Origin of the sequence: Brevibacillus laterosporus LMG 15441, assembly GCF_000219535.2 — a bacterium.
Classification (GTDB): Bacteria; Bacillota; Bacilli; order Brevibacillales; family Brevibacillaceae; genus Brevibacillus_B; species Brevibacillus_B halotolerans.
Map to the genome: position 1 here is coordinate 1,704,542 of NZ_CP007806.1, position 11,754 is coordinate 1,716,295.

Annotated in this window: 9 protein-coding genes; 7 read left to right on the forward strand and 2 right to left on the reverse strand. The window is 39.4% G+C overall.

Annotated features, from left to right (window positions below; genetic code table 11):
* Positions 1–91 precede the first annotated feature (91 nt).
* Both BRLA_RS07950 and BRLA_RS07955 read right to left on the reverse strand, forming a co-directional pair.
* Positions 92–1,249 (reverse strand): FtsW/RodA/SpoVE family cell cycle protein, encoded by a 1,158-nt coding sequence (locus BRLA_RS07950; protein WP_003337952.1) that lies wholly within the window; start codon positions 1,247–1,249, stop codon positions 92–94.
* Positions 1,250–1,478: 229 nt separating this feature from the next.
* A complete protein-coding gene (locus BRLA_RS07955) occupies positions 1,479–3,554 on the reverse strand; it encodes a stalk domain-containing protein (protein ID WP_003337951.1) in 2,076 nt (691 codons plus the stop codon).
* A 369-nt stretch (positions 3,555–3,923) separates the two neighbouring features.
* Here BRLA_RS07955 and BRLA_RS07960 point away from each other — a divergent pair, with 369 nt between their 5' ends.
* The 7 genes from BRLA_RS07960 (at position 3,924) to BRLA_RS07990 (ending at position 11,711) form a co-directional block, all read left to right on the forward strand.
* Positions 3,924–4,910: an ABC transporter substrate-binding protein gene (locus BRLA_RS07960; RefSeq protein WP_003337949.1), complete on the forward strand. Its 987-nt coding sequence runs from the start codon at positions 3,924–3,926 to the stop codon at positions 4,908–4,910.
* A gap of 616 nt (positions 4,911–5,526) precedes the next feature.
* Positions 5,527–6,426, forward strand: coding sequence for a DUF4097 family beta strand repeat-containing protein (locus tag BRLA_RS07965; RefSeq protein ID WP_003337946.1), 900 nt, complete (start codon positions 5,527–5,529; stop codon positions 6,424–6,426).
* Between the two features lie 281 nt (positions 6,427–6,707).
* On the forward strand, positions 6,708–7,424 hold the full coding sequence (locus BRLA_RS07970) for an AAA family ATPase (protein ID WP_003337945.1): 717 nt from the start codon (positions 6,708–6,710) through the stop codon (positions 7,422–7,424).
* Between the two features lie 157 nt (positions 7,425–7,581).
* Positions 7,582–8,610: an AI-2E family transporter gene (locus BRLA_RS07975; protein ID WP_003343987.1), complete on the forward strand. Its 1,029-nt coding sequence runs from the start codon at positions 7,582–7,584 to the stop codon at positions 8,608–8,610.
* Between the two features lie 221 nt (positions 8,611–8,831).
* Positions 8,832–9,977: a L,D-transpeptidase gene (locus tag BRLA_RS07980; RefSeq protein ID WP_233882712.1), complete on the forward strand. Its 1,146-nt coding sequence runs from the start codon at positions 8,832–8,834 to the stop codon at positions 9,975–9,977.
* A 208-nt stretch (positions 9,978–10,185) separates the two neighbouring features.
* The gene (locus tag BRLA_RS07985; protein WP_003337942.1) at positions 10,186–11,379 is read left to right on the forward strand and encodes a multidrug effflux MFS transporter; all 1,194 of its coding nucleotides are present in this window, start codon (positions 10,186–10,188) and stop codon (positions 11,377–11,379) included.
* Between the two features lie 107 nt (positions 11,380–11,486).
* Positions 11,487–11,711 carry a heavy-metal-associated domain-containing protein gene (locus BRLA_RS07990; RefSeq protein WP_003337941.1) on the forward strand — a complete coding sequence of 75 codons (225 nt, stop codon included), beginning with the start codon at positions 11,487–11,489 and terminating at the stop codon, positions 11,709–11,711.
* The last annotated feature ends 43 nt before the right edge of the window (positions 11,712–11,754 follow it).

The following is an 11,754-nucleotide window of genomic DNA, read 5'->3' on the forward strand; positions in this document are numbered from 1 at the left end:
AATGTACATTAGGAGAAAATGAAGAAAAAGAGGCTATTCCTGATTGCGATCGGATAGCCTCTTTTCTGTTGGAAAGTAATTTATATTTACTCTATCTCCTATACTGCTTGCGCATAGATAACACAATTCCAATCAATATCATGTTAGAAAGGAGCGAACTGCCACCATAAGATAAGAATGGCAAGGCTATTCCCTTTACTGGCATTAATCCAATGGTCATTCCAATGTTTTGAAAGGTTTGAAAGGTGAGGACAGCTACAATTCCAGAGCATACGCAGGCACAAAATATATCATTTGATTCATTCCCAATTTTTATCACACGATACATAAGAATAAAGAAGAGTGAAACAATCAGTACCGCAATGATATATCCACCTTCTTCTCCAATCGTTGCAAAAATAAAATCAGAATGCTTTTCAGGAATATAAACGTTTCCTTGTCCGATTCCTTTTCCTTCCAGTCCTCCAGAACCAATTGCTAACAGGCTCTGCATGGATTGATAGCCTTCATCTTTAAAGGTAGAGGGATCAAGCCATCCTAAAATCCTCTGTTGTCTGTGGCCACTAAAGAGCGAAAGGACATAGGTTCTGAATACATCAGGGAGTTCAAAGTATAAATACAGCAAAAAGGATACCAGAAAGGCGGGAATTAATGAGAGTGTTAAGATTAATTTGGTTTGTAGCTGGGAAAGGAACATAATTGCTATTATGGAAATCAAATAGAGAATAACCATCCCAGTATCTGGCTGGGTATACACTAAAATAGACGGAAGCAGGGTTATACCTAGTAATTTGGCAATTAATAATAGATCGCTTCCAATGGTTTTCAAAATATGCTTTTTTTGATGCTCCATTACCAGATAACTAGCTAAAAGGATAATGGCAACCTTTAAGAACTCTGATGGTTGAATGGAGCCTATTCCTGGCAAGGAAAACCATCGCTTTGCCCCATTAAGTATAGGGGCAATTTTTTCTGGTGAAAATTTAAGAACGATAATACAAAGCAGACAAAAAACATAAAAAACCCAAGATAATTTCTTAATCTGTTCCATATCTAAAATAGAAATATAGAGCATCAGAGCAAATCCAATTACATAGTATATGGTTTGTTTTCCGACGAAGTTTGTCTGTCCGTATTGACCCGTTTGCTGACTACTATAAATAAAGAGAAGGCTAGTAGTGAGAAAAATAACAAGGATTAGCATGATGAGCCAGTCTAGTTTTTTCAGATGTTTGTAAATTATGTTCATGTAAAAGTCCTCTGGTTTCAAATAAGTATGAGCCTTGAAAAAATCAACAACGATCATTTAGGCTCATATTATATTACGAATGATGTAGGCGTGAGGTAACAAGCTTCTAAAAAACAATTCTTGTATCAACGCCTTGTCATCCCACGAGGATAAAGGCATACCACAGGTACCACTATGAATTTTATCAAAAAAGGCACTTGCAAAGGGGAGCTTCGCAAGTGCCTTATTCTTATTTAAAAATAACTACGCTAGAGGATGCTTCATCCCAAGACATGTTAAAACGTAAATTGTCTGTAATCGTACGTATTGGCAGCATTGGGATATTATTTTTCAATTGAACAGCATCTGTCATGTTGTAATTCTTGCCATTAATAGAAACGACCTTTGATCCAACTTTAAATACCATGGTTGTGTTGCCACTTTTAACAGTAGCGCCTGTTTTTGTGTAGGATGTGCTTACTTTTAGTCCATCACGAATAAAAGTAGCCGGTACCATTGTGTTACCATTCACAGTTTGTGGTGCTGCAGCTAATGGGAAGGTTTTCCCTTGGGATTTATAGGAAGCTGTACCAACTTTGAAGCTAATCCCGTTTTGGGCACCTACCATTACTTGACGAGTGAACAGTGGGTTTCTTTCCTCAGATGTATAAACCCCAATATTATAAACATTGGATGCTGCCGGTGTTTGAAGTTTAGCATTTTCATTGATGGTTACACTTACTGCTTGACCTGCAGGAATAGCAAGTGATGGATAGATAACCAGATTCTGACCACGAGTGCCTACATAGCTAGGATACGCACCATTTACTGTCACAGCATTGGTTGCGATCGTAGTAGGGACACGGAAAGAAGTTGGCATCGCTACTTCAATGAAATCATTCGTATTCAGCCCAACTCCTAGCGCTTTAATCCCAACTGTCATACCTGAAATTGCATTTGGATTCGGCTTACTCAATTTTACCGTAGCAGTGCTGTTATTCACTGGCACGGGGGTTGGAGTAGGATTCGTTGGATTAGTAGGGTTAGTTGGGTTAGTTGGATATGTCGGATTCGTAGGTGTTACGGAAGTACCTGAAACAGTAAAAGATTTTGAACGGTAGGTAACATCATTATGCTTTACAGCCAAATCATAGCTACCTGACGTTGATGGGTTCTTAATAAAGGCTTCCATTTTAAAGTCGATACGAATTTTATCAGTGCTAGAGAAATTACTCGGTGTTCTCAGAGAAATCGTGCGTCCAGATATATTTGCCGAGCTAACCTGTGCACCATTAATTGTTGCTGATGTAGCAGACATGTAACCAGGTAGCATATCTTGGGACGGGAATTCGATATAAATATCGTTGCCGTATCGTAGGTCTTCTTTTAATCTTACTTCCATGGATACAGTTGTACGTGCACCCACCGAGCTATCTGATAGGGAAACACTATAGTCGCTGTTAACAGAAGAAGAGCCCTTCTTCACATCAAATTCTTTTGATGTATAAGTCGTGTTTTTATACTCAACTTCAATTTTATAGGAAGAGCTGGAGGATGGAGTTTTAAAGCCAGCCCCTTTTTTGAATGAAATCTCAAGTTTTTTCTCATCATTATCCTTGGAGCTCGGTTTAATTTTTACCGTTCTACCAGAGACGCTGACATCTTTTGGAGTGTGACCGTTAATTTCTACATCGTCTGTGCTGAGTCTGCTTGGAACCATGCTAGATTCAGGGAAAGTAACCTCAATATATTTTGAATCGTCCAATTTGTCTTCTAACGTAAATTTAGATAGCTCAATAGAGGTTTTTTCATCTGAGTAGCTACTGCCTAAAGACACAGAGAAAGCATTTTTTTCACTGCCGCTTTTACTAGAAGAGCCTTTTGATTTTGTGATCTCGATTTTTTCATCATCATCACTATCGCCATCATCGACGGAGATTTTGTAATCGTCGGCTTTATCAGGGTTGATAACATCTTCAATGACGATTTTGACATCATCGCCTTTACCGATATTTTTGCTTAGTTCAATCGTAATTTTACCCTTTTTAACAGTAACATCCTTTGGTTCCTTACCATTTACTTCCACAGAGCTAGTTTTAACTTTGTCCAGGTCAAAATCAGAATCAAAATCTACCTCAATCTCGTTTGTTTTCTTGTTTGCTTCAAACTTTATCGTATAGGTAGTTTTCTCACCTGCTTTGGTGCTCTTGGCGTTGATACTTAAATCAGATACAGCATAAGCACCTTGTGGCACAGAGAGTAGGGGTGTGATTGCCAGAGTTGTGGCTAGCAGTAAGAATGCGCTTTTTTTCATTTGTTTCCTCATTGTTTTCCTCCTGAATATCCATAAAATTTTGCCTGTAGACAGCAACCTACTCCCTCTTTAAGCCATAAAGCAGGGCAAAACAAAGGGAAGTCGTTGATAACCCCAAAGCATATTTTTGGTAATCGTAAATAGAGACGTTGGGGAAGGGAATAAGTTACACAGAAAATGAGAAAAATTCGCCATTTTTTTGCTCAAATGTGTTCTCTCATTAAAAAGGAGCTGGGTTCCCGATTTCTACCATATGGCAAAATTTAATATAGACTTCTTTTTGATAGAAAGTTAAAATGTGGACTGAAGAAATGGTTGATAATCGTTATCAAAATCATGAGTTTCTGTGTAACGATCTGACTTACATATTGGAGGATGAACATGCTACATTTCAAACAACGAGGCTTCATGCCGATTATGCTGCTGCTGCTTCTAGCTTTGATGGTTAGTGCTTGCAATACGACACCAAACACAGTGTCGCAGCCAAATAACGCGGGTAATTCTTCTGCTGAAAAAAAGACAAAGGTCTTTAAAGATGCCACGGGAGAAATTGAAATTCCTACTCATCCAGAGCGTATTGTCAGCATTACTTTTTTAGGTGATTTGGCAGCGCTGGGTGTAAAACCGGTAGGAGCTGGATCAATTGCCCTAGAGAATTCAGTATTGCTGTCTAAAGAGCTGGAGGGCGTGGAAAATGTAGGGGATGTTTCCATTGAGAAAGTGATGCAGCTAAAGCCAGATTTAATCATTGTACCAACCTATTTGCCTTCAGAAATGACGGAGCAGTTGAAAAAAATTGCCCCGACGGTTTCTTTACCTTCGGGAACACTTGAAGGTACTGACCCAATTGAGGAGGTTCGGACATTTGGAAGGCTGTTAGGAAAAGAAGCGGAAGCGGAAGCATTTATTACTCGTTATAATGAAAAAGCTAAAGCGGCTAAAGAAAAAGTAAAAGCTATGATTGGATCAAATGAAACAGTAGGTAGCTACTCAATCTGGGCCAAAAATTTCTGGGTGTGGCCAAAAACACGTGATGCTGGCTACAATCTGATGGAAATGTTTGAGTTAAAGCCGATAGAGAAAGTGAAACAAGAGATTTTCCCAACTCGTCAAGGGAAGGATATTTCCTTAGAGCTTTTGCCTGATTATGCTGCTGATCACATGTTTATCAGCGTATATGAACCAGACGGTGGAGCAGAGCGTGCAAAGGAAATCATGAACAGACCGATCTGGAAAAATCTAGAGGCAGTAAAGCATAATCATGTATACATGCTTGATTCCAAGAAGTTTTGGATGACAGATGGATTGAATTTGGAGAAGCAGTTGGATATCATTGTTGATCTAATTGAAAGTAAGAATAAGCAATAAGCTAAAGAAAAAGGCACCAGGAACGCCTGACCTGATAAATGGGGTGGAAAGGTTACGAATGTAGAAGGCTTATTTAAGATGAAGCCAGATCATATTATTGGTTAGCTGATAATGATAAAAATGTGTTAGAAGAAAGCAGTCTCTGGAAAGGGCTACAGGCAGTGAAAAATGGAAGAGTATATCGAATGACCAGTAGGAAAAATTACAATGAGGAATTTTTCGCTCTTGGCAAACAAGCTCTGATGGAACAGGTAAGTAAGGGAATTTTGCAGAAGGAAAAGGAATAAATTAAGTCATAACGCTTATTTCTCCGAATAATAGACAGTAATCTGTCCGTTATTCGGTTTTTTTCATTTATAATGAGGGAAGACATAGAGAGAAGGGGATAGCTACAAAAGTAATCAAGCTGATACGAACTTAGAGAAGTTGTTGAGCTGTACATGCAACCATTGGTTTCAGCATGGAAAATGTTTGCTACTAGTGTCCATAACATCATTGAGGAGGATGAGGAGTGAATAACGTTACTAGATAGTACGATTGTAAGTTCAAAACATGTAGCTTCTTAACGACATCTGGCTAATGTAGTTGTCTAGAAGGTAAATAGGAGAGGGTTCAGGTGAGAAAATCAGCTATCGTAGGCGTACTGTTTATTATAATAGGTGTCATGGGATGTGTAGGCTGGGTTTTACAAGGGGGAATTTATGGACAAAAAGCAGCAAGTATCATTAACGAAAAGGCGATCGAGCATACACAATTCAAACAACTTATAGTGGATAGTGCTAGTAAGGATATTCATATTGTTCCAAGTAATGATGATTACATAAAGATTCGGTTGAACGAGAAATCTGGATGGGTTGGTACCAGAAATACAGAGCTACAAGTAACAGAGGAGAATGATAAGCTTCTGATTGTAACAACACGCCCTCCGACTTGGTTTAGCCTTGATTTTAGCATGGATGACGAAGGTTTAACTATCTCGCTTCCCCAAAAAACGTGGGAAAAAATGAAGCTTAGCAGCACTTCAGGTAATATCACGGCGGGCGATGTGTTTGCCAAAGAATTTGTAGCATCCAGTACATCCGGGGACATAGAGATGAAACAGCTTGAAAGTGAAAAGAGTGATATTCAGGTAACTTCAGGAAATGTGGAAATCTCCAGGCTTATAGCTACGTATTCAACATTTGAATCTACCTCAGGTGACATAGACGTACAAGAAGCAACTGGAGAGATAAAAGCAAATAGTACCTCGGGAAACATTGATCTAAACACGGCTGAAGTGGCGCACAATCTAACCTTGGAAGCATCTAGTGGAAATATTAATATCGTTACGACGAAACAGCCTATAGATACCCGGCTTGTAGCAAAGACATCCTCTGGAGAGATTCAGACCAATCTAGAAGGATTCCGCTTCAACAGTATCTCGAATCATAACGTAGAGGCCACGAATGGCAAAGAGATCAAACGTACCGTTCACATTCAAACAACCTCAGGAGATATCGCATTTATGCAACGATAGGAAAAAGGAGACAATAATACTACACGACACGATTAGGCTTAGTGGATAATCTTCATCGTGTCAGACTCCTATGCGTTTCTCTTTTTTTACATACAATGTAAGTCCGATGCTAAGCAGGAAGGGAATTCAAAAAAGTATAAGTTTACAAAAAAGCAACGTAGAGGTCTTACACAATGTTGTATAATAAAGACAAGCTTTTATTCAAATCGGGTTTTACATAAACGAATTCAGGCTTTTAATAAGCAAGGATACTTAGATGAACAAATAGGAAGGTGTAGAACGTGTATCTTCGCCAAGTGCGGCTGCTAACAGAAAAATACCCTAATCGTAAGGAGTATCCCTTTTCGATTCCTGCACTGCAAAACCTAGAGAGTTTATCGTTTGATAAAAATATCACCTTTTTTGTAGGTGAGAATGGATCGGGAAAATCTACTTTGCTAGAAGCCATTGCTTATCAATGCGATTTCCATACAGCGGGTGGGGGCAGACATAATTACTATGAAGTGGATGCTTCCGATGCCCCTTTAGGGGAGTATATTCAGTTATCGTGGCTACCTAAGATTACGAATGGTTTTTTTTTGCGGGCAGAAACCTTCTATCAGTTTGCTAGTCATATAGACAGTATAAACGGCACGGGTAGCTACGGAGGACGTTCCTTACATGCTCAGTCACACGGTGAATCGTTTCTCTCTCTTTTTCGCAATCGGTTTGGTCATAAAGCAATCTATTTACTAGACGAGCCGGAAGCGGCCTTGTCGCCTGCACGACAGCTTTCCTTATTACGTTTAATGAAAGATCTAGAGAGATCAGCACAGTTTATTATTGCTACGCATTCACCGATACTATTAGCATTTCCAGAAGCACAAATTTATAACTTTGACCAATCTCCTATTGCGACGACTAACTATGAGCAAACATTGCACTATCAGATTACGAAACGGTTTTTAGAAAATAAAGAGGCAATGCTTGCAGAGTTATTTCGTGATGAGGATGAATAATTATATTCTTATCAGCATGTAATGGGATAGAGAGGAAAAAAATGGACTTGGATTCACTAACATGTTACTTTACTAATATACGTACCTTCATTTGAAACCAGATTACGTTATTAAACGTATTAAGATATACCAACATAAAGGAGCACGAAACCCTTATATGACCTCTCTAAAAGAAGTATTTAAAAGTACAATCATGAAAAAAATTATTGTATTACTTATCTTAGTTGCACTTGTCTACATGTTTCGAAGTATGATGAACATGATCTTGCTCTTTTTTATCATTACCTTTTTGATGAACGAATTGCATCAATTTCTTGTTCGTCGGCTGAGCATCGAGCGAAAGGTACTGAAGAAAGTCACATTGATTCTCCAGTATGCAGTGTTTATTTCACTGATTGTCATTGGGTTACTACGATTTTTACCGAGTGTGATTACTGAATTATCGCCGCTTGTGCAGCAAGTGATTGCTTTTTATGAGAAACCGATTATTCCAGTGGATAATTTTATACTAGAATTCATGGTAGAGTCGTTGCAAAAGATTAACCTAGCAAGCTATGTGAATAATGGGATGGAATTTTTAGTTGGTGTTGTTACCAATGCAAGTAAGCTAGGTATCAATTTTGTGATTGCCATGATTTTAAGTCTTTTCTTCCTGCTGGAAAAAGAAAAGATCTTCTTTTTAACCTCGAAAGTAAGAACAAGCAAGCTATCTTATTTCTATGAGGATTTTCGTTCCTTTGGGAATAAGTTTACGCAGTCCTTTGGAAAAGTAATTGAAGTACAATTTATGATCTCGTTGGTTAACTGCATTATGTCAATAATTGCTTTATGGATTATGGATTTTCCGCATCTATTTGCATTAGGAATCATGATTTTCGTACTTGGCTTGATTCCGGTGGCAGGTGTCATTATTTCATTGATTCCTCTGTGTGCTATCGCTTTTAGTATCGGGGGCTTTATCAAGATTATCTATGTACTTATCATGATTGCTGTCTTGCATGCTATCGAAGCCTATCTGCTAAATCCAAAGCTAATGTCGTCCAAAACCAAGTTACCGATCTTTGTTACATTTGCTGTATTGATTATCTCAGAACACTTTATCGGGGTATGGGGACTGATACTGGGGATTCCGATCTTCATATTCCTACTGGATTTACTTGAAGTTAAATTTATGGAAAAGCAGTGATTTGTACAGAAAAAAGCCTAACGTATTTCCTTATGGAAAGGAGCGTTGGGCTTTTTACTCATAGAAAAGCCAATATTTGTCGTTACATAAAAAGAAGAGAATTTTAGATTGCTGGCTCCGGAAAGCGGAAGGAGGCACACATGGTAAACGAACGAAGGATTGTAATCTTTCTAGTTATTCTATTCATGTATGTTACGACCCTTTTCTTAGGAGGTTCGGAGATGATGAAAGGAAAACTGGTGAATTCGGATCTATTTACAACTAATTCACTTAACTCCGATAAACTCTTGTCTACTAGTGAACAAAAGACACTGCATACAGGTTCCATTGCATCACTTTTGCAAAAGCGTCCGTTAGTTGTTGTTGCGGGACCAAACCTGCCTAAAGGAGCGAATGAGGATTTGATAAAAACACAACTTTCAAGCTCGTTAGCTCCGTTGTTTCAAGACGTACAGCAGACAGAGCAGGAATCTCCTTTAGTCATCGTCGTACCGCCTAACAAGCAACTCCCAGTGTACCAGGCACTACCTTTTTATAGCCCAGAACAGGTTCTTGGGATTACGAATGCCGCTGGGGAGTGGTTTCCGATAACGGATGAACAGTGTGCATGTAATAGTCAACAGCTTGTGGCATCCATCAAAAAAAGGATCGATGAACAGCAGCATTCTTTACTAGGATTATTATCTTTACGGACAGCACTTTATCATTACTATCTTCGAACACATACGCTTCCAAAGCAGCTTAATCAATTGGTGCAAGCATCTCCGAATAATTATTTGTCCCAAATTCCTACACCTCCAGTGGGCGCTCAGGAAGGCTGGATTTACAACCCATCCGCCTTTCAACCGCAAAGGCCTTGGGAAAGCATGGAGCAGGTAGTAGGGGCAAAGGGGCTACATTTGTTAGCGAAAGGGCTTCAGCCGATTGAAGTTAACATCTCGATTCCTGAATTTCGGATGCATGTGGTTAGTGGCTCCTATCTATTGCGCTCCTACCCAGTGGCGCTAGGAGCTCGCAATCAGACACCTGTTGGAGATTTTAGCATTGCACTCAAGGTAAATAAGCCTAGATCAGCAACTAAAGTATATGGAACGCGTGCTTTAGCATTGAGTAACCCTGATTATGCTATCCACGGGACGAATGACCCTTCTTCTATCGGTAAAGCAGTGTCTAAAGGCTGCATTCGGCTGTTTAATCGTGATGTGGAAGAATTGTATAGCTTAGTCCCATTAGGAACGAAAGTACATATTGGTAAGACAAAGCTGAAAACATCATCAGCAATGGGCCTCCCAGGAAGCGGCAAGCCGTATCTACTTCCCGGAAGATCAGATGAGAAGTCAAAAAAATTCTATCACTGGCGTAGATAAAGTGGCATTGCGAAAACAGATAAAAGCGTGGCCAAGGTTGAGGATCGATATCGCATATGCTACTATCTTTGGTAAAGGTTTGACTCCCCCTATTAAAAGTATGGTGATAGAAATGCTTTCATTTGCTAGATTAAGTAAGTGTAAACCCCCTATTCCGTAATCGTTATGTGCAGAGTTTTGAGATTTGCACATGATAGGGGGAATCGGTATGACCAAAAAAATCTCAACACCGTCACTGTTACTATTTATTATTCTTGTCGGCTTTCCACAAATTAGTGAAACGATATATACACCTTCTTTACCTGATATTTCACAGGCGCTTGGAGTTAGTAGCAATATCATTCAATTGACATTAAGCCTTTATTTCTTTGGTTTTGCCCTAGGAGTCTTTTTTTGGGGAAGGCTATCTGATGTAATTGGAAGGCGGCCAGCAATGCTATGGGGTATATTTATTTATGGAGCTGGCAGTCTTGGCTGCTATCTGTCTAATGCAGTTGAGTGGCTATTAGTCAGTAGATTTGTTCAGGCCTTTGGAGCAAGTACTGGCTCTGTGGTGACGCAAGCCATTCTCCGTGAAAGCATAGACGGAGGTAGACGTCATGCTGTGTTTGCCCAGATCTCTGCTGCGCTTGCTTTTACTCCCGCAATTGGACCCTTACTGGGAGGATTCATTGATCAGGCTTTGGGATTTCGGGCTGTTTTCTTTACCCTTGTTGTGATGGGGGTACTTGTTTTTGTTTACACATGGAGGGCATTACCTGAGACAAGATTATCTGTAACTTCCAAAAGTAGTGTAAGTTTGGTAGCCAAACGCATGGCTCGTGATCAAAGAGTCTGGTTGTTTGGATTGCTGATTGGAATAACGAATGGAATTTTGTTCAGTTACTATGCAGAGGCTCCTTTTATTTACATGGAGTTTTTTCATATGACACCAGGTGTGTTTGGATTTTTTGGTGTTTTTGTAGCTTTAGCGTCCATAATTGGTGCGTTGCTTTCAAAGAAATTGCTACAGAAGCTGTCAGCCGAGCGGATTATTTATGTAGGATCGCTTGTAACGGCATTGGGTGCCGGGAGCCTAACCGCTCTGGTGCTTATTGGTTTAGATTCGTCCATCCTGTCATTGGTATTACTAGTTAGTTGTATTTTTATACTTTTGATGGGGATTGGGATGGCAATACCGAATTGTTTAAGCTTAGCATTGGTACATTATCATGATACACAAGGTACAGCAGGTGCTATATTTGGACTAAGCTACTACTTTCTCGTAAGTTTTATTACGACAGGGATGAGCTATCTTCATAATGGGATGCTGTTGCCTATGCCAATGTATTTTCTTTTACTGGCTTTGGTCATGATAGTTGTCAGCTACAAGCTGATGATTCCACCGAATACGATGAAATAAAGAACAAAGAAGGGCCTACAATTATGTAGGTCTTTCTTTTTTACTATTTACATAGGGTAGGGGGGTATAGTATTATGAATTTAACAATGCTGATAAGGAGAGATATCATGATGACCAAAACAGTTTTGCATGTAGAAGGAATGTCTTGCAAGAGCTGTGCAGCAAAGATTGAACTAGCATGCAAGGCATTAGGCGCTAAAAAAGTTCAGGTAGATCTTGTTCAAAAGCAGGTGGAAATTGAGCATGACACTAATTGCCTAGAGGCCATCCTTTTACAAGAACATGTGGAGAAATTGGGATATAAGGTAGTCGAAGACAGCGAAGGCAACTGAAAAAGAGCTGTCGCAGTACAATGACTTTTTGTTGTATGATAAT

Bases quoted from the DNA above. Each gene is read 5' to 3' on its own strand.
- BRLA_RS07950 (WP_003337952.1), bottom strand. From the start codon at position 1,249: ATGAACATAATTTACAAACATCTGAAAAAACTAGACTGGCTCATCATG.
- BRLA_RS07955 (WP_003337951.1), bottom strand. From the start codon at position 3,554: ATGAGGAAACAAATGAAAAAAAGCGCATTCTTACTGCTAGCCACAACT.
- BRLA_RS07960 (WP_003337949.1), top strand. From the start codon at position 3,924: ATGCTACATTTCAAACAACGAGGCTTCATGCCGATTATGCTGCTGCTG.
- BRLA_RS07975 (WP_003343987.1), top strand. From the start codon at position 7,582: ATGACCTCTCTAAAAGAAGTATTTAAAAGTACAATCATGAAAAAAATT.
- BRLA_RS07980 (WP_233882712.1), top strand. From the start codon at position 8,832: ATGATGAAAGGAAAACTGGTGAATTCGGATCTATTTACAACTAATTCA.
- BRLA_RS07985 (WP_003337942.1), top strand. From the start codon at position 10,186: ATGACCAAAAAAATCTCAACACCGTCACTGTTACTATTTATTATTCTT.
- BRLA_RS07990 (WP_003337941.1), top strand. From the start codon at position 11,487: ATGATGACCAAAACAGTTTTGCATGTAGAAGGAATGTCTTGCAAGAGC.